Below are 22,375 nucleotides of genomic sequence, written 5' to 3' on the forward strand. Positions count from 1 at the left end.
ACGTTGAATCAATATAATTGGATGGGCTTACAAGTGATGAAGCCGGAGACTTCATTATCGGTGCGTCTCTCCCGCTCCCATAAACGATTGACAGATTTTATAATAACTTCATCGCTTGCAGACTTGTCCCCACAAATGATCGAGTGAGCCGTGACACCCGTTTTTGAAAAACGCCCTTTTATTCCGATTAACGATTCTTTTTATAACTCTGCACGGCCCATCCTCCCATGAAAAGTCCTATGCAAAGGAGGGCCACTACCTGATGGGCAATGCTGCTGAAGTCGCCGCCACGGATGAAGACGGTGCGAATGGCTTCAATGAAGTAGCTTACAGGGTTGATGTATGTGGTGAGATAAGCCAAAGATGGCATGGAACGTGTTGGAGTAAAAAGACCAGAAAGCAACAGGAGAATCACCACGAAGAACCACATCACGAAGATAGCTTGCTGCATGGTGTCGGAGTAATTGGAGATAATGAGCCCGAATGATGAGAAAAAAAGCGCCAACAGCATGGCGAGAAGATAGATGAGCGCAAGACTGCCCACTGAGGTAATGCCATAGACTGCCCAAGCCAATACAAGACATACGGTAATGATGAAAGCGGCAATGAGCCAATAGGGAATGAGCTTGGCCAAAATGAATGTCCATTTGCTCACTGGTGTCACGTTGATTTGCTCGATGGTACCCGTCTCTTTCTCGCTCACGATATTGAGGGTGGGAAGGAATCCTGTCATCAGCATCATCACGATAGCAAAAAGTGCCGGAATCATAAAGAGCTTGAAATTGAGATGCTTATTATATAGATACAGCGTAGAAACCTTCGACTGAATGGTTGCCGCAACAGGAATGGCATTGGAGCTGACAACCAGCGAAAGATAAATGCTACCTATTGCCCCTTTGGTGCCATTTACGGCATTTGAAGCGATGAGTATCTGTGGCTCTCGGCCCATAGTCAAGTCTTTACTATAATTTTGCGGTATCACGATGACCATATCAGACTTGGAATGCTCGATATTATCGAGGGCTGCCTTATAAGTGGGTTGTTGACCATGGAAGATAAAGTAGCGATTGGCCTCAATGTCGTGGACGAGTTGTTGCGACCGGGTGGAATGGTCGTTATCTACTACATCTATTACGATATTTTTCACTTCCATGTTCATCACCCAAGGCGAAACGCACATGATCACGATGGGAAAGATGATGATAAGCCTGGGTAGGAATGAGTTACGCCGTATCTGTGTGAACTCTTTCTGTATAAGATATTTTAGTGTCATAAGTTCCTATTCCAATCGTTTGTTAAACTTAGCGAGAGAAAGTGAGAGTAATCCCACGAGCATGCCTGCGAGAATCGTCAGCTCGCCGAACACCTGATCTACGCCCACGCCCATAATCATCAGTTTGCGCATGGCACTGATGTAGTAGCGTGTGGGGATGATGGCCGATGCCCATCGCAATATCTGTGGCATGGATTCTATAGGGAACACCATGCCCGACAGCATCACGATAGGCATGAGCAGCACCATGGCAGACAACAACAAAGCGACGAGTTGGGTCTTTGCCACATTGGAAACGAGCAAACCTAAGGAGAGTGCCAGTAAAATATAGATGGTGGAGACGAAGAATATCCAGAACAGTGAACCTTGCAGCGGCACCCCCAACACGAAGGTGGCCATCAGAATAATGACAATCAGGATGGTGAAGGCAAGCGCCAGATAAGGCACAGCCTTGGCGAAGATGATCATCAATGGTTTGGTAGGAGAAACAAGCAATACTTCCATGGTGCCTCTCTCTTTCTCACGTACAATAGAGATGGAAGTCATCATGGCGCAGATGAGCATGAGCAACATACCCATAATGGCAGGTACAAAATTATAGGCCGACCTCAGCTGTGGATTGTAGAGCATTTTAAAGTTGATCAGCCCTCCGTCTATATTCATAATCACGGCACCGGCATAGTTCGACCATTGCTGGGCCATATTAGGGTCGGTGCCATCCACGATGAACTGATATCCCGACTGCTTGCCGGTGAAGTTTTGAGCAAATACTACAGCCATGTCGGCTTTCTGATTGCGGATGATGTGTTCGGCTTCGGCAGGCGTGTCTACAACCTTAGTAATTGTAAAATACTCGGAGACGCTCAAACGATCCACTGCCTGCCGCGTGGCATGGTTGGCATTGCTCATCACGATGACCGTGCGCACGTTTTTTACGTCGTTGGTAATGGCAAAACCAAAGAGCAACATCATGACTATCGGCATACCAAACAATATTAACATCGTGCGCTTGTCACGAACAATATGCTTGGTTTCCTTGATGACAAATGATATAAATTGTTTCATTTTAATCGCTTGAACGGGTGGCTTGACGAGCCAGGTAAGTGAATACGTGATCTATATCGGGTTGTTTGAATTCCTTCTTTAGGCCATCCGGTGTACCTATGGCCTTGATTTTTCCATCGACCATAATGGAAATACGATCGCAATATTCGGCTTCATCCATGTAGTGAGTGGTCACGAAGACGGTAATGCCGTGTGAGGCCGCGTCGTAGATGAGTTCCCAAAACTGGCGACGAGTGGCGGGATCCACACCTCCTGTCGGCTCGTCGAGGAATACCACGCCCGGCTCATGAAAGATACTTACGGAGAAAGCGAGTTTCTGTTTCCATCCTGATGGTAGGCCCGCTACCAACGTATTCTTATGTTCTGAGAACTTCAGCTGCTCCAACAGCTCATCCGTTTTGCGTTCTATCTCTTTATCATTCATGCCATAGATTCCGGCAAAGAGACGGATGTTCTCGGCTACCGTGAGATCTTCGTAGAGCGAGAATTTCTGACTCATGTAGCCGATATGCTTTTTTATCTGTTCATATTCCGTTCGGATGTCGAACCCCGCTACGCGTCCGGTGCCGCTCGTAGGCTGATTGAGTCCTATGAGCATGTGCATGGCTGTGGTCTTGCCTGCGCCGTTGGCACCAAGAAATCCAAATATTTCGCCCTTCTTTACAGTGAAAGAAATATCATCAATCGCATGGAATGTACCAAATACCTTGACCAGGTGTTCCACCTCGATGGCGTTCTCTCCGATGGTCTCCTTGCCTTTCTCATGTTCAATGCCGGGAGGATTAAAGATATCCCTAAACTCGGTGAGAATGTTGTCGGGTGTTCCGAGCCCCCGTATACTGCCCTCAGAGAGGAATGCCACCCGCTCACAACATCTCACCTCATCAAGATAAGGTGTAGAGGCAACAATCGTAATCTTACGCTCTTTCAGTTGGGCAAGCATTTCCCAGAACTCTTTACGGCTCACAGGGTCAACGCCTGTGGTAGGCTCGTCGAGGAAGAGCACGCTGGGTTGATGAACCAAGGCACAGCAGAGTGCCAGCTTTTGCTTCATGCCACCCGAGAGTGCCCCCGCCCTGCGATTCTTGAATCGTTCTATCTGTGAGTAGATAGCCTTAATAGAGTCGTAGTTTTCCTCTACGGTAGTGCCAAAGAGTGTGGCAAAGAAGTTGAGATTTTCCTCTACCGTCAGATCCTGGTACAGCGAAAACTTACCGGGCATATAGCCCACTCGCTTGCGTATCTCCGTCAGTTGGCTCACAACGTCAAAGCCGTCTACCGAAGCTGTGCCTTTGTCAGGGAGGAGCAAGGAACATAAAATGCGATATATCGATGTCTTGCCGGCTCCGTCGGGACCTATGAGGCCAAACAACTCGCCCTGACCCACCGAGAAGCTGACATTGTGTAATGCCCGCACCTTGCCGTAATTCTTGGATAGGTTATTTATTTCAATAGCATTCATGACCATCAACTTTCGACCGTCAACTAAAACTTCACTTCTCCGTACATACCGATCTTTACATAGTCATCATTCTTAAATTGAACCTTGACCGCATATACCAAGTCGGCTCGCTCATCGTTGGTAAGAATGGTTTTGGGCGTGAACTCCGAACGGCTTGATATCCAAGTGACAGTACCGTCGTATTGTTTTTTCCGGTTATCACCATAATCGGCCATCACCTTTACCTTCTGCCCGATCTTGATATTTTTCAGTTGTATGGACGTGACATAGGCACGAATATACATTTGATTGCTATTCGCCACCTTGAAGAGCGGCTTACCCACAACCACAAACTCACCTTGTTCTACATACTTCTCCAAAACAGTGCCTGTGATGGGCGAGAGAATCTTGGTGTTGTTGATCTGGTCATTGAGTTGCCGCTTCTGCGCCTCAACGCCTTGCCGTTGGGCTTTGATGGCACGAGTTTGCTCATCAAGCGAGCGGTTGTTACTGCGTATCTGGTCTCGGGTGGCGTCAAGTTGTCGCTGCAGCACCTTGAGCTGATTGTTGATGTCGTCAAGTTGCTTATGTGGTACGGCCCCGTCTTTCACGAGTTCGGCAAAGCGTTTCTGCTCGTGCCGGGCATTGGCTATTTGCTGCGCTATTGACGCCAACTGCTTCCGCAAGTCTAATTGACGGCTGCCGGTTGCCGCGGCGTTGGCGTCCAACTGTTGTCCGGCCGCCGTCAGCTCGTCTTGCTTTTGCCGCAACTGATAAGAGTCGATGGAACCCACAATCCGGTTTCTCTTTACATTTTCTCCTTCGTTGACGGTAAAAGTCTTTAATTCTCCCGAAGCCTTGGCCGAAACGATAACCTCGGTGGCCTCAAAGGTACCGGTAGCGTCATATTCTTTCCCGCTATTCCTGCAGGCTATCATGACGAAAGCAATGCTTGTCAATAAAAATATCTTTTTCATGTCGATTGATGTTTTATTCGTTGTTTGTGTTTTTTTGGTTGTACATTTCTTTGAGCATGTCTATTTCATGTATAGCCTGTTGTATCTTGGCAGCGTTCTCACTGTTGATCTCACGCAGCAGGCTATTGACATCGATGATGCCATGCGCAAGTTTCGATTCTGCCGCTTTACGCACATGAGTTCTTAATGCAATGATCTCATTGTCGCTCTGTATCATATTGAGATAACGGCTGATATTTTCGTTCTGTTGTGTCTGCTCCAGCTTGGTATTGAAGAGGAATACCTCACGGGAATTTTCGGTGATTTCGCGTTGCAACAGCAGCTTTGCTTTGTCGTTCTTACGAGTATAGAGCGCGCCGATATTCCAGAACAGTTTCACGCCCACAATACCATTGAGTCCCCACTTGTGTTTTATCATATCCTGAAACATATTGAGTCCCGGATAACCATAATAGCCTTGCGCGAAAAGTCCCAGTTTGGGCAACAGCTGCGCGTTGAGTGCTTTTCCCTGTACGTCGGTCAGTTGAAGTTGAGCGTCAAACAACCTGAGCTCCGGCCGGTTGATACTTAAAGAGCGCTCTTTCACGATTTCAGGCTTTTGGGCATTATTTACCTCAATGCCGCAAAAAATGCTTAGCAGCCGCTGTAATGTATTGCGCTGCGATTTCATACTTGTGTTTTGTTGCTCAGCGTTTAATCGCTCAGCCTTCACATTCTCCAAGTCGCTCATAGCCGCAGTCCCGCTCTTCATCATGTTGCAGAGTCGCTTCTCGCTCGACATCAACAGCGCCTTTATATCATCGTTGAGCTTGATTTGCTCATCAAGGAGCAATAGGGCGAAGTACATTTCGTTGACGCGCTTGCGTATTTGATAAAGCGTCACTTCGTGTTGCGCTTCCTTCACTTTTCCCTGTTGACGTGCTATCTTGTTTTGGCTGCCGATGGCTCCGCCGTCATAGATCGTTTGCTGCAGATCGATTCCCACTTTGTATTGATCTTTCGTCAGTCCCTTCATGTCGAGCCCCATCTGTTGGAACAAACCTTTCATGTTTCCGGGCCATGACATTACATCACTCTGGTAGGTAATCTGTGTGGAGACCGTGATTTGGGGCAGCCATCCTTTCTGAATGTTCTTCACAGTCAAATCTGTTGTTTTGGTAATGAGGTCATACTGCCTGATGAGCGGATAATTTCGCTCGGCAGCCTTCTGACATTCTTCCAAAGTCTGTGCCTTTGCCACTGTTGCCAACGCGATCAAAGCAAGGGTCAGCATGTTTTGTTTCATATCTTCCTGATTTTTATTTGCAATCTTGTCCTCCGGAAATGATTCTGTTTCCGTATTGACATTGCAAAGATAGGTTTATAATAATAAGATATGATTATCAAATACAACGAATAAATGATCTCTTTGTATGATTTCCATATTTTTATGGTGGTATTATTTAAAATAAATACTAATTTTACAATCGAATCGTACAAAATGACAATGTTTAGTAGAAAAACAGTTCTCCTGTTTTTATTTTCTTTTCAACAAGTTTGCCTTCCATTGTTTTTCTGTATGCAACTTTTCACGCCATTGTTGGCGTCTATATTTTAGCGTTACTTATAAATACGTGTATGATACATCTAAAAGATATCAACAAGACTTATCAAGGCGCCCAGCCTTTGCACGTGCTCAAAGGCATTGATCTCGATATTGAGGAAGGCGAATTCGTCTCTATCATGGGCGCGTCGGGATCAGGTAAGTCCACCTTATTAAATATATTGGGTATTCTCGACAACTACGACAGCGGCGAATACATCCTTGGCGACACGCTCATCAAGGACCTCGGCGAACGCCGTGCGGCCGAATACCGCAATCGCATGATAGGCTTCATCTTCCAGAGTTTCAATCTCATCGGCTTCAAGACGGCCGTGGAGAACGTCGAACTGCCGCTCTTTTATCAGGGCGTCAGCCGTCGCAAGCGTCGCCGGATGGCTCTCGACTACCTCGAACGGTTAGAACTTCTGCCCTGGGCCGAGCACTATCCCAACGAGATGAGCGGCGGACAGAAGCAGCGTGTGGCCATCGCCCGCGCGCTCATCACGCAGCCCCGCGTCATCCTGGCCGACGAACCTACGGGCGCGCTCGACAGCAAGACGTCGATGGAAGTGATGCGGCTGCTGAAGCAACTCAATGCCGAGGAGCACAAGACCATTGTCGTGGTGACGCACGAGAGCGGCGTGGCCAACGAAACCGATAAGATTATACATATCAAAGACGGCCTGATAGGGCGCATAGAGGAAAATCTCGACCATCATGCCGGTCCCTTCGGCATGGACGGCGTGATGAAGTAACGGGAAGAAAGCAAAGCAAAAAGAACGTATGAGAGATGTGATAGCGGAAATATGGTCAACGGCCAAGCGCAACAAGTTGCGCACGGCACTCACCGGCTTTGCCGTGGCATGGGGTATTTTCATGCTGATATTCCTGTTGGGTGCCGGCAACGGACTCATCAACGCCACCATGCAGAACAGCGACCGCTTCATGGCTAACTCCATGTCGGTGTATGGCGGCAGGACGTCGAAAGCCTTCGAAGGACTGAAAGAGGGGCGGTGGATTACGTTGAACGACAAGGATTTTGAAACGACGACGGCCCGCTTTGCCTCGAATGTGGACGAGATGGGAGCGAGCATATCGCAAAACAGCGTGACGATTTCATACCGTGGAAACTATACGAGCACGTCACTCAACGGCGTCTATCCCAACGAAGCCGACATCTACAAGCTGGAAATGTGTCATGGCCGCTTCATCAACCGAATTGACAACGAGCAGTCGCGCAAGGTATTGGTCATCAACGAAGACCAGGCCAAGGAACTCACCACCGGCGATATTGCCGGCTTGGTAGGGCAATATGTGGACGTGGGGGCTTTCGGATTCCGGATTGTGGGAATCTATAAGAGCGACCGAAGCGGCGGCAACAGCGCGGCCTACACGGCGTTCAATACGGTTCGCGGCATTTACGGCCGTGGCGACAAGGCCGACGAGCTGCATTTTTCCTTCCATGGACTCAATACGGAGGAGGACAACAAAGCCTTCGAGAAGCGTTATCGTGCCGGCTTGAACCGCAACCACCGGGCCGCTCCCGACGACGAGGGAGCGATATGGCTGCACAACCGTTTTACGGATGTTTTGCAGATGAACACCGGTATTGCCATCATCCGCACGGCCTTGTGGATCATCGGCCTCTTCACACTGCTGAGCGGTATCGTGGGCGTTTCCAACATCATGCTCATCACCGTGAAGGAGCGCACACGCGAGTTTGGCATCCGCAAGGCCATCGGGGCCAAGCCGTGGTCCATCTTGAAACTGATTATCGTCGAGAGCGTCATCATCACCACTTTCTTCGGCTACATCGGTATGCTCATGGGCATTGCGGCCAACGAGTATATGGACGCTACTATCGGCCACATGCAGATAGACTCGGGAATGTTTACGGCCACGATGTTTGTCAATCCCAGAGTGGGCATTGACGTCTGTATCGAGGCAACGCTGGTCATGGTGCTTGCCGGAACCCTTGCCGGACTCATTCCGGCCCGCAAGGCGGCCAAGATACGTCCCATCGAGGCGTTGAGAGCGGAATAACGTTTTGCTTTTTTTTCATCGTTTATGAAGATAGATATAGATACATACAAGGAGATTCTCGACACGCTGACGCGCAACAAGAGCCGCTCTTTTCTGACGGGGTTTGGCATCTTTTGGGGCGTTTTCATGCTGGTGGGCCTCATCGGCGGCGGCCGGGGACTGAAGGAGTTGCTTTCCAAGAACTTCGAAGGCTTTGCCACCAACTCCGCCATCATCTTCGCGCAACCCACAAGCAAGCCTTTCGCGGGTTTCCGCAAGGGCCGCCAGTGGACCATGGAGTATAAGGACGTCGCCCGTATGAAAGCGCAGGTGCCCGAATTGGATGTCGTTTCGCCGATATTGTCCAGCTGGGGCGGCAGCGTTGTCTTTGCCGACAGGAAGGCTCAGTGCTCCGTCAAGGGATTGCTGCCCGACTATGCCAAGGTGGAGGAACCCAAACTTTATTACGGCCGCTACCTGAACGAGATGGATATGCGGCAGCGGCGCAAGGTATGCGTGTTGGGAAAGAAAGTTTATAAGACGCTGTTTCCCGGCGGCGGCGACCCTTGCGGACAGTTGGTGCGCGTCGATTCTATCTACTACAGCGTGGTAGGCGTAGATTATAATACGGGTAATATGAGTGTCAACGGCCGTGCCGAGGAAAGTGTTGTCATTCCGTTGACGCTCATGCAGCAAGCCTATAACTACGGAAACCGGGTTCAGCTGATCTGTGTCACGGCCAAACCGGGCGTCACCATGAGTTCGATTACGCGGCGGATGCGCGATGTCGTGGCCCGTGCCCATCGCGTCGATCCGACCGATGAAAAAGCTGTTTCGGTGTTCAACACCGAGGTGATGTTCGGCATGGTCGACAACCTGTTCTCCGGTGTCAACTTCCTGATATGGCTGGTGGGTATCGGAACGTTGTTGGCCGGTGCCATCGGCGTGTCGAATATCATGATGGTGACGGTACGCGAGCGCACTACCGAGATCGGCATACGTCGGGCCATCGGCGCCACGCCGCGCAATATATTGAGCCAAATCGTCAGCGAGAGTATCATCCTGACGGCCGTAGCGGGCATGAGCGGCATTCTCTTTGCCGTCATTATCCTGCAACTGGCCGAGATGGCCAATACCACCGACGGTATCGTAGCGGCGCGTTTCCAAGTCGGTTTCTGGACGGCCGTCGGCGCGGTGGTCCTTTTAAGCGTCCTCGGCGTGCTCGCCGGACTGGCTCCGGCGGCCCGTGCCATGAGTATCAAACCGGTCGACGCCATGCGCGACGAGTAGTAGTGACAGGTTAAAAGCATAGAAATCAAGTAATACGCATTAACAAATATGAAGAAGTATCTAAAGTTTATTGTTGCGGGCGTTATCGCCTTAGTGTTCATCGGAACATTCATCTTCCTGTGGATGCAGAGCCGACCGAAGACCGTAGAGTATGAGGAATTCGCGCCGAAGGTGATGGACTTGCGCAAAACCACCATCGTGACAGGCAAGATAGAGCCTCGTAACGAGGTGAACGTGAAGCCCCAAATCAGCGGTATCATCACGGAAATCATGAAAGAAGCCGGTCAGGCGGTGCAGGCCGGCGAGATCATTGCCAAGGTAAAGGTGATTCCCGACATGGGACAGTTGAGCAACGCGCAGGCCAGAGTGCGTCTGGCGGGCGTCAACGTGAAACAGGCCGAGACCGACTACCGACGCGAGAAGGAATTGTTTGACAAGGGATTGGTCAGCGCCGACGAGTTCGAGAAGGTGAGACAGACCTACCGTCAGGCCCGTGAAGAGGAGCAGGCGGCGGGCGATAATCTGGAAGTGGTGCGCGACGGCGTATCGAGCGGCAACGCCAACACCAGTTCTACGCTTATCCGCTCCACCATCAGCGGACTCATTCTCGACGTTCCTGTGAAAGTGGGTAACACGGTTATCCTCAGCAATACCTTCAACGACGGTACCACCATCGCCACTGTGGCCAACATGAGCGACCTTATCTTCCGGGGCAATATCGACGAAACCGAAGTGGGAAGCCTGGTTACGGGCATGCCGATGAAGATAACGATAGGCGCGTTGCAGAACGATAAGCTCCAAGCCAGCTTGGAATACATATCGCCAAAGGCCGTAGAGAGCAATGGCGCCAATCAGTTTGAACTGAAGGCGGCCATCACCGGCCTGGGCAAGACACGCATTCGCTCGGGCTACAGCGCCAATGCGGAAATCGTATTGGCCGAGGCCAAGGGCGTGCTGACCGTGCCCGAGAGCTGCGTTGAGTTTGTCGGTGATGGCACGTTTGTCTATATTGCCAAAGGCGATGCGAAGCAGCGCGTTTACGAGCGTCGCAAGGTTGTCGTAGGAATGAGCGACGGCATCAATATGGAAATTAAGAAAGGCCTCACACGGAAAGACACCGTGAGAGGCCCGAAGAAGGTAGCCGATAAGGACGAAAAGTAGCGACAGACCCGAACGGACGGGCCTGAACACGATCGTTAAATTGCTATTTTTCGGCCGTTGTGGATATAAATGCCGGGGTGCAGCGGCTTTTCGACCTGCTGTCCGCGCAGATTATACCATTTATGATTATTTGAAGATTTGGAATCGGTGAGCGAACGGATTCCCGTTGTTATCGTTTTGATTTGATGTTTGCCACCGGAGTCGGTGGAACTGTCGATGGTGATGAAGGTTGTCTTGTTGATATTATTGACATCAACGGTCTGAGGCGAGCCCGTTCCTACGCTGAAAACGAAGTTGATATAGTCGGTAGGGCTGTTGATACGGAAGGTTTTGACAATCCATTGCTTACCGTCGATCGTTTCTTTTTTGGTTATCTTGTCTCCGGGCCAACTATTGTTGTCAGGTCCATGGCTGCCGTCACCACCCCAAGTCCAGTAGTTTATACCGTTGGCAGCGGCCGACCAATTCGTTCCGGCCTCGTCGGCACGGACGTAAACCTTGATGTCTTGAGCGTTGAACGATGTAATCTTATAGTCGCGTTTACATAGTCCTTTTACCACGCCGCCGGTCAGTAGCCCCACGATTAGTGTGCGGTCTTCGGTCAGCGTGAGCTTCGTGCCGCTTGCCACCTGTGTTCCATGGGTGGCTGTAGGCGTGGAACCATCGGTCGTATAGACCAGTTTGGCGTCCGGCCGATTTGAAACGGCACTTAACAATACCTCAGCCTTATTTTGATAATTACCCGAAGCACGGTCGACGAAAGCCGTTTCGGCGTCATTGCTCAGGTAGTAGGCGTAGCGATACCCCTGCAATACCTTGGTAAACTGTGTGGCGTCGGGCGTATATTCTTTCGTTGAACCAATGACGGTGATAAGTTTGTTTCGGCCCGTTGACCGGATAACGGCATGGCTCATCCGGTTGCCGACGAGGAACACGTAGTCACTTGTATTGGTGATTCCCGCCGCCTTGCGCACGTCAATCATCGACTTGATGTCTTGTTTGTAAGTTTGCCAGTGCTTGAAGAATACGCAAGGCGTGCCCGGCATGGCCAGCATGTAGGCGTTGGCGGCCAGCGTATCGCTGCGAATAGGGTCTTGTGAGTTGTTGGCACCACGGTATTCGGTGTCGTGATTTTCGACGAACGTAATCGAATAGTGGCGATAATTGGTGTCGTGCAGCAAGTTCTGCGTGCTGTTCAGACGGCTCCAGTTGTTGTCGCGAATAGCGTCGCGCACGTTGTAGCGGAACGGAAAGTCGAAGGCGGCGCTCTTCTTGCTTGTCGAGTTAATCCAGTTCTTCACTCTGTCGAGCCCATCCCAGCATTCACCAATGGAGTATTCCACCTTCGCCGCGTCGTTATATTCGGCGATGTGCGAGCCTGCGAAGCCTTTCACCATGTCGTAGCGGAAGCCCACGTAGCCCATTTCCTTGAGCAGGAATTGCTCGTAGGCCTTCACGATGGTCTTCACGTTGTCGCTCTTGTGGTCGAGATCGCGCATGCCGGGCCAGTCGTCGCCGTCGTCATTGTGCGTGCCGAGCGTGACGCCGTCCTTTCTTGCCTGATCGGCCGTTACGTAACCCGTGTTCTGACTGTCGTCGTTGGCCACGATGTCGGTAGTTTTAAACTGATAGGTTGTGCCGTTGTATGTCTCCTCGGGGAACTTCCACCAGCCCATGGTGTTGTGGTGGTTGATGACGACATCGGCGATGGTGCCCAGTCCTTTGGCCTTAAACGTGGCAATCATGCGCTTCAGTTCGGCAGCCGTACCGAAGCTGCTGTTCTGGTTGAAATAGTAGTAAGGGTCGTAACCCATGGAAGTCGGATTGAGACACTTGCCACTTTGCGGCACCCAGATGAGCGAAAAATACGGGCTTAGTTCATCGGCCTGGCTCTCTAAGGTAGTCCATTTACTGTCGTCAAACGAGTCCCAGTAGAACCCTTGCAGCATGACGCCGCCATAACCGGCCGGCCATCCTTGCGACTGCGCCGTGATGTGCAAACTCACTAATAACATGGTGAGTATGGAAAAAAACTTTTTCATTGTGATTGTTTATATTAGGTAAGTTGCTGCAAAAATAGGAATATTCCCTCAACTCCTCACTTCTTGAGCGTGTCAAGCATCTTTTTCGCTATGCAAACGTTTGCATGTGCGTGGCTGCTCTTGCGGACTGATGGTTAAGAATAATCTTTACAAAAGGCCGAAAATGCTTGCGTTATTTCAAAATTATTAAACATTGGCCGGAAAAACGCAATTCTACGACGGTTTTCGTATTTAGCTTATAATCAGCTGGTTACATAAAATCATACCCTCTTTTGCCCCATACAACCTCGTCAAAGCATAGCTTTTGTCCGCTAATTATGCCCCTTTTACCTTGCGAAAGCATTGCTTTGATGAGCTAAAAGCATAGCTTTCGCAAGGTAAAAGCTATGCTATGACCTATCAAAACATAAAAATCGTGCCCCAAAAAGGCTTTTATAGTCCGCAAACAACAAGAAATAAGGTAGTGGCCACGCTATTTGAACTATTTTTTTGGGCTGTTTTGAGTGAATAAAAGTTTACAAATTATCCCTTTGTCGAGTGTATGAAGCGAACAAAACGAAATTCAAGGGAGCGGATAAAATGCACGTTTCGCTTTGTGATCTTTGTTTTCTTCTATCTGACACGGCTGTTAAAAGCAGGACAAAGAACGAATATTTCTTGATTTTTTATGTTCAGTTTTGGGTTGTTTTCCTATGAAGAAAGATGATCCCTTTCGTGGTATGAAACAAAAAAAGTGGGAAGATGATTTTGGTCTTCCCACTTTATAAACTTATGATTTTCTCTTATTTGTAGCTACCGCTGAGCGTTGTGAAGTTGAGGTAAGTCTTCTTGCCCTTGGTTACTTTCACACGTGCCTGGTCGCCGCCTGCGCCACGGAAGTCTAATTGGCCCTTGGCATTTACGATAAACTCGGTCTGCCACCAGTCAATGCCGTCAAATTTGACGCATATTCGCACTTCGTCATCGGCGATGAACGCAGGAGAAACGAACTGGCCATTTTCCGTTTCGGGAATCGTAAACAGGCCTTCGGGGGTCGCGCTCCATCCTGCCGGCGAGGTGTTGCCGAAGAGATAGATGTTGGCCTTGTGGAATTCGATGGTGCGTGCGCCTGGAGTATTGTCGACTTTAATAAGGTACCATCCGGCGTTGCCTGTAACGATGTTGCCTCCGTTGTCACTCGGATTCATGCCGGCATTGTCGGTGATTGTAGCGGAAGTGCCGAAATCATTACCCCAGTTGGGCTGCGGCGCGAACTTAAACTCTTCGCCTTTGTGGAGATATTTGATAATCCATGACATGGTGGGCTGGCTGTGTATGGGAACCAAAGGAACCCATGTGGCGCCCCATCCATAGTGATCTCCGGTGAGATAGAGTATCGGGTCGGGTACGATGGCACCGGCATAGAGCGGCGTGATCTCGTAGGTGTGGTCGGCCATGTTAATAGACACCTTGATGTCGTTGCAGCCTGCGGGCACACTGAAAGGATTGTTACCTCCCAAGTTCTTGCGTGTATCGAATTTGCCGGTGAGGTCGGTCGACTTTTCGGCTACGCCAAACACCTTGCTCCAGTCGCCCTTTGCGGCGGCGTCTAACGCTTCGGCATCGCCGAAAGCAAACTCGGTGTCACCTGACGCTGCGGCAGGAACAGTGATGGTGAAGACAGGATCGTCGTAAACATCAATGTCGCTATGCTCAAATTTCATTTCTTTGCTGGCGGCGGAAGCGTTCCAGTCTTTTGGTCCACCTACGAGATAGTAGGCATCTGAAATCTTCAGACCCGTGTCGGCAGGGGTGAATGATATCTTGTGTGTGTCGAAATAGTCTACGTCGGGTTGCCCGATTCGTGCTTCAGAACTCCCCGCCGTAACTGTATAGAGTACGGTGCGAACATAGAGGTCGGTCTTTTTCGGGTTGTGAGTAATCTTATCGAAATAAGCTTTCTGAAGATCATCGGGTGCAACACAGATAGCGGTGGTGTCGGCCAAGCTGGCGGCATCTACGCTAATCTTGTCAGAAAAGTCTTCTTTTAGAGAAAATTCCACGCAGGCTTTAAGGATCGTATTGGTTGGCATAGCGCCTTCCTTCACCGATACGTCACCAATATGGATAGATGTCTGAGTTCCCGTTTGGGCATTGATAAAGTCGGCAATGCTGACAGCCTGTGGAGCTTTCGCGCTATTGACAGTGATGTCACTGACTTTGAGAATGCTTTCCTGTGGGTTTGACTGTGGACCGACTTCAGGGTCGTAGTCTCCGTTACAAGCCATGAGACCCATGCTCAGGAGAGCCATCATGTATATACTTATCTTTTTCATGTTCTTTGCTTGTTATGATAGCGATGGGAATGGCGAAAATTCCCATCGCGGTTATACCTTACTCTTACTGTAAATCAAACTTCACGGTCTTTTGGTTCATGTCGACGGTCAGCTTCAGTTTGCCGGCCGCGAAATCTTTGAACTGCCATGATCCCTTACCGGGAGTTACGCATGTACCTTCGAAGACACCATTTGTGAATTGACTTGTTACGGCGTTGTCTTCTGCCTGTGAACCAATAGAGGCTCCACCGTCCCAACCTGTCAGGCTGCTGTAGAAGCGGAACTGCAAGTCGCCGGCCGGCATGTCGATGATTCCTTGGAAGACTCCGCTGCCGATCTTGGTCTCATAGATTCTCCATGAAGCCAGAATGTCGGCATTGGATGCGGAAGGCTCTTTCCAACCCGAGCAGCTGCCAATGATGTAGATGGCAGCCGGACTCTTCACGGCGCAGTAGCCGGCCATGTGCTTGAAAGTGATGGTATTTGAAACGATATTGGTGTTGGGCACCTCTTCGTTGACCGAGGTGTTGACCGAAGAAACAACGCGCATGGCTACTTCGCGATAGCCTTTGTCAACATAGTTGCCTTCATTCGTGACACCATCTATCTCACACAAGGCCATAGCGATTTCTTCACCACTGATGTTGGCATTGCAGACATTGAAAGAGGTTTCCAGATATTTCGGTTTGTTACCGGTTACCTTGCCGTTTTCATCGACAATATCTTCCGTATTCCATTTCGCGTTTCCATTGTCCATAACGCCCACCTGTATTTTATAGGTAGCAAAAGCGTTGTAGCCATAATTGGGTTGCGACCATGTGAGGTTCACTTTGTTTTGGGCTGTCAACTGTATATACTGTTCAGACATCGCCGGAGTGTTCAGTGTAAAAGCCGTTGGCTTTTGAATGTCGGGATTGGAGTCACGATCGTCTGAACATGATGTCAGTGCCGTAACGCTCACCAGCAACATCATTGCAAATGATATGATCTTTTTCATTGTATAATCGTCTTGGAAATTAGTGATTTAATTGTTGTAACCGGGATTCTGTTTCAGATTGGGATTGGCTTGTTTCTCTGTTTTCGGAATCGGGAAGATATTGCGATAAGCCTCAAACTTGGCACCATTCTGCACGCCGCCTTTCCATTGCCAAGTATACGAACTGTTGCCGTAGTAACCATATCGGATGAGGTCGGTGCGGCGCAGGCCTTCGAAATAGAGTTCGCGGGCACGTTCATCAAGCACTTCGTCGAGGGTATAGGCTCTCTTGAGGTTCGTGTTGTTGGCACGTTGGCGCAGGATATTGATATATTCGGTACCCTTTGCCTGTGTCAGGTTGGAACCGGCTTCGCGTGCTTCTGCCTCGGCGTAAATGAGATAGGCTTCGGCCAAGCGCATCAGAATGATATCGTTGTCGACATGTGTCGTGTTGCTTGTCTTGCCGCCGTCAGATCGCTGGCTGGTGAACTTCGTAGTAGCGATACCGTCTGTGAACTCCGCAACTTTGTCATTGGTATATTTGCGGCTCTTCACTTTTCCTGTTCCGTCGGCATTGTCACCATAGAAAAGGGCACGATCGTCACCGGCAGCCTTTACGATTGTTTCGGTCTTCCAGTCAGACAAGGCATCGAAATCACTAAGAGTGATAAACTTCTCAATAAGATCTTTGCGTGTACGGTTGCCACCCCATGCCTGATCGGTGTTCTGTGGATAGTCGGCTGCCATATAGCTGTCATGTGTTGAGGCTACGAGGAATGTCGAAGCTCCCCATGAAGCGGTTGTCGCACCGTCGAGAATGAATGAGAACACAGACTCGTTGAATGCGCCAGACTGGTCGTTGTCGGCCATAAACAACATCTGATAGGCAGACCATTGTCCGTTGGCGCTTTTATGAGTCGTAGCATTGTCGCCCATCCAAATGGAACGTCCTGACTTGTTGATGACTTTCTCTGCATATTCCTTGGCTTTGGCCCACTGAGCGGTGCCGGTATATTTCTCTGCGTTCAGATAGAGGCGTGCAAGGAGCATCCATGCAGCGCTTTGGTCGGCACGTCCGTAATTGGCGGTTCCTTTTTTGCGAACCGAAGGTGCCAGCATCTTATCCATATTGGTTTCGAGGTCGGTCACAATCTTGTTGAACAATTCCGCGCTCTGAATCTGAACAGGATTGTCAGAACTTACAACCTCAGTGTATGAAGGATTGCCGAAATTATCGAGCAAATAATAATAGTAAAGGTCACGGAGGAAATGGACTTCCGCAGTCATTGAAGCATCGTAATCGGCACACTCTTTAAGATACTGGTTGCAGATGCTCACGCCGAAGCAGAGACGCCAGTACAGACCATAGATAACTTCGTTGGTGGGAGTGTAGCTGTTATTTACGTATTCGGGAATACCTTTGTCGGTCCATCCACAGATAGCTTCGTCAGTGGTCAGTTCGTTGGCATTCCAAATCAGGCGATAGCATACGGACAGACCGGCATCGTCGAGATCGAGTTCCGATTTGCCGGGACCATAACCTTCGAGTACGAATTCCGCGTAGCATTTGTTGAAGAGCTTTTGCGCGTCAACGGTTGTATTTTTGCGTGGGTCAATAGGCTCGACATTCAAATCGTTCACGCAGGAACTTAGTCCCATGGACAGCACAATGGCTGCGGCAGGGAGTATATTTTTAATATATTTGAAGTTCATAATAGTTGCTTTGATGAGATGTTAGAAGTTAAGCGACACACCCAGAAGCAGTGAGAGCGGACGCGGATAAATGATGTTGTCGATACCACCTGCCACATCCGGCTTGCTTCCATCCGGCTTGGCAGCCGAAACTTCGGGGTCGAGTCCGTCATATTTGGTAAGGGTAAATACGTTGCTGGCCGTTGCGTAGACACGACCGCTTATGCCTTTGTATTTGGCTCCTTTGAACAGGTTTTCGAATGAGTAGCCCAATGTAATATTGTCACACTTCAGGAATGATGCGTTTTCTACGAAGTAGTCGGTGAGCGCGTCGTAAGTCTTATCAGAGAGTTTGAAGTTTACCTTATTAGCATAAGGAGTTGTATTGCTCATAAAACCGGAACCGGAACCAATGAACTCGGGAGAACGGTAGCCCATCTTGTTTTTATTGAACACATAATTTCCTACACTGGCGCGGAGAGAGAAGCCTAAATCCCAATTCTTATATTGCAAGCGTGAGCTGAGGCCCAAAAGCCAAGGAGCAATCGACGACTTGTAGTAATAGCGATCGTTATCGTCTATTACACCGTTGGCGTCACGGTCTACAACCACACCTTGAAGCGGTTTGCCATCCTCACCATAGACCTGCTGATATACCCAGAACGCTCCTATGGGCTGTCCTTCCTGATGACACATGGCTGTTGAGCCTCTACCCAGTCCGATATCGCCGTAACCGATAGGCTGTCCGTCACCGGCAAGTTTTACTACTTTATTCTTATTATAGGTAGCGTTACCCGTGATTTCCCATTGCCAATCGGCCGTGCGGATAGGACGTACGGTAAGTGAACCTTCTACACCGGTATTCTCCAATGAGCCAACATTCTTTGTTACTCTATTACCGAAATTCGACATGGCAGCCACAGGAGCAGACATCAGCAAGTCCTTGGTCTTGCGGTGGTAAACGTCAATGCTACCCGATAGAATGTTCTTGGCAAGCGCGAAGTCAATACCCGCGTTGTAGGTAATGGTGGTTTCCCACTTCAAGTCAGGGTTATAAGGTTCGGGAATATATTGATAACCGTCGCCGGCCGCGGGATAAAGCGCCTGTGTATCGGTGGGTTGCTGATAGGTGGCGAAATATTGATAATCGCCAATGCCTTCCTGCTGTCCGGTCATACCCCAGCCGAGTCTGAGTTTCAGTTCGCTGATCTCTTTCACGTCCTTCATAAACGCCTCTTCATTGATTTTCCAACCGAGTGCCACAGACGGGAAATACCCCCACTTGTGTCCTTTGGCAAATCTTGAAGAACCGTCGGTACGGAATGTCGCGGTGAGCATGTAACGATCCAACGCGCTGTAGTTCAAACGTCCATAGAAAGAAACAAGATAGTGTTCCGATTTCCATTCGCTCTTTTGATCGTTATAATGTTTGCCGGCATCGGCTCCGGCAGGGTGAATACCGTAATCGTTATAGTCACCCCAATACTTCTCATGTCTCCATTCATAACCACCCATGATATCGAAGTGTTGGTTCTTGAGGAAATCTTTGTAGTATTGCAGGTAAGCGGTGTAGTTGAGATTATATTTGTTTTCGGTATCATATTTATGATATCCGTAGTAGAAGTTGGTAGGAGACCACGGCTCGATGTGTTGTTCTTTCTTACCGTTGCTCCAGTCGCCGCTGAAGTTCATGTGAAGACGCAAGTCCTCAAAGCCGTGAATCTGATAGTCTATTTCAACGTTACCCATGTAATCGTGGGCACGTGAGCGGTCGTCGTTGGCTTTGAGCTGTGATACAGGGTTGGAACTTGCAAGGGCAATCTTGGAGTAAGGCCATGACTTGTCAAAGGTAGCGGGCGCGTTTTGTGTCCATTGCCAATAGCCGTTGAAGCGTTCAAACTTCGGGTCGGTAGAGGTGATAGGTTGTGTAGGATCAAAGCTGATGGCATTTCCGATAGCGTCTGTTTGGGCATAGCGGTTCTTGGCATACATGAACTTACCGTTGACGTTGAACTTCAGATGGTCGTCCAACAGCGACGGACTTAGGTTGACGCTGGCAGTAGTACGCTGGAAGTTAGAAGTCTTCAAAATACCATCCTGTCCTGTATAACCTATGCTGAAGCGATAGGGAAGATTCTTTAATCCGCCTTGCACCGTTACATTATGGTCGGAGCTGATAGCCGTACGATAGATTTCTTTCTGCCAGTCGGTATTGGCGTTGCCGAGCAGGGCATAGCGACTCGAGCTTGTACCGTAGAGCTTGCCCACGAGCGAACGATATTCGTCACCATTGAGCACGTCCATGTATTTCTTGACGATAGACGCGGAAACGTTGCCGTTGTAGCTTACTTGAGGAGCAGTACCGGCACGGCCTTTCTTGGTGGTGATAATGATGACACCGTTGGAGCCACGGCTACCATAGATTGCCGTGGCCGAGGCGTCTTTCAGCACTGTGAACGACTCGATATCGTTCGGGTTTACCATTGACAGCGGATTGGAAAGACCCTTCACGCCCTGGTTGTCCATGGCAAGCCCGTCAATAACGATCAACGGGTCGTTAGAAGCATTGAGCGACGAACCGCCACGAATGCGGATAAAGGCTCCCGCGCCCGGCTCTCCGGTGCTGCTAACCACACTCACACCGGCAATCTTACCTTGGATCATGTCTTGGGCATTGGTTACAAGACCATGATTCTTTTCATCGGGTTTAATAGCTGTTACAGATCCTGTAAGGTCATTTTTCTTGGCGACACCATAACCGATGACAACGACTTCATTAAGCATTTTTTCATCGTTGTTCATGGTGATAGACATGTTGGCCGAGGCTGTGACTTTCTTCGGACTCATACCTAAATACGTAATCGTCAATTCGGTTCCGGGAGCCGCGTTGACTACGAAGTTACCGTCCATGTCGGTAATACCGATTGTCTTACCGTTGGCAGTAATGGTAGCGCCCATGACAGGCTCTCCGGAAGCATCTTTAACATTACCTTTGACAGTATTTTGCTGCGCAAAGGCACTGATAGAAAGGAGTAAGCCGAATATAAAGGCAAACATCCTTAGAGGCAATTTGATTTTTACCTGCTTCATCATTTTGCTTTGTTTTTTAAGTTAATGTTATTTATATAATAGTAATTATCGTATTCCTATAATAAGAAACTTCCGGTTTTATGGGCAGTCGTTTTATCGTTAGGTTGTTTGCGCACATTGTTTGCGCAACGGTTTGGTAATTTTGATGATGCAAAAATAGTTCGAATCCCAATAGCTTGTTCGTTTTTAACGTTGAAAATGCGTGTTTTGATGTGCAAACGTTTGCGCTTGCAAAACTTTTTTTTTATATTTGCGGCGACATGATGGATATGGATTTGCACTATCTTTGCACACAAGGATGGAGCAACCGGTAAACTGCAGACACGCAATAGTGCTGCTTTTCTCCCAGTCCGATTGATTACTATTGACCTCATTAACCGTGAATGAAACTACGCCTATAACGATGAAGGATATAGCACGTGAACTTGGTGTTTCCGTGTCAACGATATCTCGTGCCCTGAAAGATAGTCCGCGTATCAGCCAAGAGCGCAGAAAAATGATTCAGGACTATGCCCGTGAGCATAATTTTTATCCCAATGTGATAGCCGAGAATTTGCGCAACAGCCGGGTTAAGCCTCAAAAACTGATCGGGGTTATTATTCCACAGTTGAATCATTACTATTTTTCTTCTATCCTTAGTGGCATCGAGGAAGAAGCCTCCGCGTGTGGTTATCGCATTCTCGTGGCGCAAAGTAATGAGAAATATGAACGCGAAGCGGCCATTTGTCAGTCGTTTTACGAGAATAAGGTGTGTGGAGTCATTGTGTCGCAGGCCAAGGACACGCAGAAATACGACCATTTCACCAAATTGGTGGAGCATGGATTACCCCTTGTTTTCTATGATCGTATCTGTACGGGACTGAATGCCTGCCGCGTCGTCGTGGATGATTATCTGGGAGCTTACACTGCCGTCAACCACTTGATTGGCACCGGTTGCCGGCGCATTGCGTTCTATGGCACATCGATGAAGCTTGAAATCTCGAAGAATCGGTATAACGGTTACCGCGACGCTTTGCTCAATAACGGAATCAAACCCGATGATAGCCTGATTCGATATTGCGACAACCGTGCTTCCGCCGAGGCCATTACGCCCGACATGCTGGCCTTAGATCCACCCCCTGATGCCTTCTTTGCCGTCAACGACGATACGGCCATCGGCATTCTCTACTCTGCGAAGAAACTTGGATTCCGGGTTCCCGAGGATGTGAGTATCTGCGGATTTACCAATGGTGAACGTGCCATAGCCTGCGATCCCATGCTCACCACCGTCGAGCAACGGGGCAAAAGAGTAGGCGAAGAGGCTGCCGATATCTTGATAGGACAGGTCGAAGGTTCTATTCCCATGGATAAAGTGGAGAAGAGAATCGTGAGAACCCGATTGATAATCCGGGGCACGACGCGCTAAAACGTTGTCCGATACCCCGGCCGCCACAGCTGAATGATGTGGTC

At 49.2% G+C, this 22,375-nt stretch carries 15 protein-coding genes; 5 read left to right on the forward strand and 10 right to left on the reverse strand.

Translation table 11 applies throughout. From position 1 onward, the window contains the following. Positions 1–187: 187 nt before the first annotated feature. Genes JHU38_RS07085 through JHU38_RS07105 form a run of 5 tightly spaced genes read right to left on the reverse strand, consistent with a single transcriptional unit; the run spans position 188 to position 6,041 of the window. Positions 188–1,273, reverse strand: a complete 1,086-nt coding sequence (locus tag JHU38_RS07085) for an ABC transporter permease (protein ID WP_107582094.1) — start codon at positions 1,271–1,273, stop codon at positions 188–190. Between the two features lie 6 nt (positions 1,274–1,279). Continuing rightward, a complete protein-coding gene (locus JHU38_RS07090) occupies positions 1,280–2,338 on the reverse strand; it encodes an ABC transporter permease (protein ID WP_107582095.1) in 1,059 nt (352 codons plus the stop codon). Position 2,339: 1 nt separating this feature from the next. Next, on the reverse strand, positions 2,340–3,800 hold the full coding sequence (locus tag JHU38_RS07095) for an ATP-binding cassette domain-containing protein (RefSeq protein ID WP_107582409.1): 1,461 nt from the start codon (positions 3,798–3,800) through the stop codon (positions 2,340–2,342). Positions 3,801–3,823: 23 nt separating this feature from the next. After that, positions 3,824–4,756 carry an HlyD family secretion protein gene (locus JHU38_RS07100; RefSeq protein WP_107582096.1) on the reverse strand — a complete coding sequence of 311 codons (933 nt, stop codon included), beginning with the start codon at positions 4,754–4,756 and terminating at the stop codon, positions 3,824–3,826. Between the two features lie 13 nt (positions 4,757–4,769). Beyond that, the gene (locus tag JHU38_RS07105) at positions 4,770–6,041 is read right to left on the reverse strand and encodes a TolC family protein (protein WP_107582097.1); all 1,272 of its coding nucleotides are present in this window, start codon (positions 6,039–6,041) and stop codon (positions 4,770–4,772) included. A 332-nt stretch (positions 6,042–6,373) separates the two neighbouring features. Here JHU38_RS07105 and JHU38_RS07110 point away from each other — a divergent pair, with 332 nt between their 5' ends. The 4 genes from JHU38_RS07110 to JHU38_RS07125 are packed head-to-tail and all read left to right on the forward strand — an operon-like array spanning position 6,374 to position 10,811. Next, positions 6,374–7,093 carry an ABC transporter ATP-binding protein gene (locus tag JHU38_RS07110; RefSeq protein WP_107582098.1) on the forward strand — a complete coding sequence of 240 codons (720 nt, stop codon included), beginning with the start codon at positions 6,374–6,376 and terminating at the stop codon, positions 7,091–7,093. 28 nt (positions 7,094–7,121) lie between these two features. Further along, entirely contained in the window at positions 7,122–8,381 is a 1,260-nt protein-coding gene (locus JHU38_RS07115) for an ABC transporter permease (protein WP_107582099.1), read from the forward strand. Between the two features lie 24 nt (positions 8,382–8,405). Further along, a complete protein-coding gene (locus JHU38_RS07120) occupies positions 8,406–9,650 on the forward strand; it encodes an ABC transporter permease (protein ID WP_107582100.1) in 1,245 nt (414 codons plus the stop codon). 48 nt (positions 9,651–9,698) lie between these two features. Continuing rightward, the gene (locus JHU38_RS07125; RefSeq protein ID WP_107582101.1) at positions 9,699–10,811 is read left to right on the forward strand and encodes an efflux RND transporter periplasmic adaptor subunit; all 1,113 of its coding nucleotides are present in this window, start codon (positions 9,699–9,701) and stop codon (positions 10,809–10,811) included. Positions 10,812–10,846: 35 nt separating this feature from the next. Here the strand turns inward: JHU38_RS07125 and JHU38_RS07130 are convergent, their stop codons facing one another. From JHU38_RS07130 to JHU38_RS07150, 5 genes are all read right to left on the reverse strand, one after another. Continuing rightward, positions 10,847–12,853, reverse strand: coding sequence for an alpha-amylase family glycosyl hydrolase (locus JHU38_RS07130; RefSeq protein ID WP_107582102.1), 2,007 nt, complete (start codon positions 12,851–12,853; stop codon positions 10,847–10,849). Between the two features lie 782 nt (positions 12,854–13,635). After that, the gene (locus JHU38_RS07135) at positions 13,636–15,168 is read right to left on the reverse strand and encodes a SusF/SusE family outer membrane protein (RefSeq protein ID WP_107582103.1); all 1,533 of its coding nucleotides are present in this window, start codon (positions 15,166–15,168) and stop codon (positions 13,636–13,638) included. A gap of 64 nt (positions 15,169–15,232) precedes the next feature. Next, positions 15,233–16,165 (reverse strand): SusE domain-containing protein, encoded by a 933-nt coding sequence (locus tag JHU38_RS07140; protein WP_107582104.1) that lies wholly within the window; start codon positions 16,163–16,165, stop codon positions 15,233–15,235. Positions 16,166–16,192: 27 nt separating this feature from the next. Next, a complete protein-coding gene (locus tag JHU38_RS07145) occupies positions 16,193–17,857 on the reverse strand; it encodes a RagB/SusD family nutrient uptake outer membrane protein (protein WP_107582105.1) in 1,665 nt (554 codons plus the stop codon). A gap of 21 nt (positions 17,858–17,878) precedes the next feature. Next, complete coding sequence (locus JHU38_RS07150) at positions 17,879–20,929, reverse strand: SusC/RagA family TonB-linked outer membrane protein (RefSeq protein ID WP_107582106.1); 3,051 nt, start codon at positions 20,927–20,929, stop codon at positions 17,879–17,881. Between the two features lie 400 nt (positions 20,930–21,329). Here JHU38_RS07150 and JHU38_RS07155 point away from each other — a divergent pair, with 400 nt between their 5' ends. Beyond that, positions 21,330–22,331, forward strand: coding sequence for a LacI family DNA-binding transcriptional regulator (locus JHU38_RS07155; protein WP_232369877.1), 1,002 nt, complete (start codon positions 21,330–21,332; stop codon positions 22,329–22,331). The last annotated feature ends 44 nt before the right edge of the window (positions 22,332–22,375 follow it).

This window comes from Prevotella illustrans, from assembly GCF_017426725.1.
GTDB lineage: Bacteria > Bacteroidota > Bacteroidia > Bacteroidales > Bacteroidaceae > Prevotella > Prevotella illustrans.

What these genes read in the sequence shown, in the direction of transcription:
- JHU38_RS07140 (WP_107582104.1), bottom strand. Translation starts at nt 16,165, where the DNA reads ATGAAAAAGATCATATCATTTGCAATGATGTTGCTGGTGAGCGTTACG.
- JHU38_RS07085 (WP_107582094.1), bottom strand. Translation starts at nt 1,273, where the DNA reads ATGACACTAAAATATCTTATACAGAAAGAGTTCACACAGATACGGCGT.
- JHU38_RS07110 (WP_107582098.1), top strand. Translation starts at nt 6,374, where the DNA reads ATGATACATCTAAAAGATATCAACAAGACTTATCAAGGCGCCCAGCCT.
- JHU38_RS07130 (WP_107582102.1), bottom strand. Translation starts at nt 12,853, where the DNA reads ATGAAAAAGTTTTTTTCCATACTCACCATGTTATTAGTGAGTTTGCAC.
- JHU38_RS07090 (WP_107582095.1), bottom strand. Translation starts at nt 2,338, where the DNA reads ATGAAACAATTTATATCATTTGTCATCAAGGAAACCAAGCATATTGTT.
- JHU38_RS07150 (WP_107582106.1), bottom strand. Translation starts at nt 20,929, where the DNA reads ATGATGAAGCAGGTAAAAATCAAATTGCCTCTAAGGATGTTTGCCTTT.
- JHU38_RS07155 (WP_232369877.1), top strand. Translation starts at nt 21,330, where the DNA reads ATGAAGGATATAGCACGTGAACTTGGTGTTTCCGTGTCAACGATATCT.
- JHU38_RS07125 (WP_107582101.1), top strand. Translation starts at nt 9,699, where the DNA reads ATGAAGAAGTATCTAAAGTTTATTGTTGCGGGCGTTATCGCCTTAGTG.
- JHU38_RS07100 (WP_107582096.1), bottom strand. Translation starts at nt 4,756, where the DNA reads ATGAAAAAGATATTTTTATTGACAAGCATTGCTTTCGTCATGATAGCC.
- JHU38_RS07095 (WP_107582409.1), bottom strand. Translation starts at nt 3,800, where the DNA reads ATGAATGCTATTGAAATAAATAACCTATCCAAGAATTACGGCAAGGTG.
- JHU38_RS07135 (WP_107582103.1), bottom strand. Translation starts at nt 15,168, where the DNA reads ATGAAAAAGATAAGTATATACATGATGGCTCTCCTGAGCATGGGTCTC.
- JHU38_RS07145 (WP_107582105.1), bottom strand. Translation starts at nt 17,857, where the DNA reads ATGAACTTCAAATATATTAAAAATATACTCCCTGCCGCAGCCATTGTG.
- JHU38_RS07105 (WP_107582097.1), bottom strand. Translation starts at nt 6,041, where the DNA reads ATGAAACAAAACATGCTGACCCTTGCTTTGATCGCGTTGGCAACAGTG.
- JHU38_RS07120 (WP_107582100.1), top strand. Translation starts at nt 8,406, where the DNA reads ATGAAGATAGATATAGATACATACAAGGAGATTCTCGACACGCTGACG.
- JHU38_RS07115 (WP_107582099.1), top strand. Translation starts at nt 7,122, where the DNA reads ATGAGAGATGTGATAGCGGAAATATGGTCAACGGCCAAGCGCAACAAG.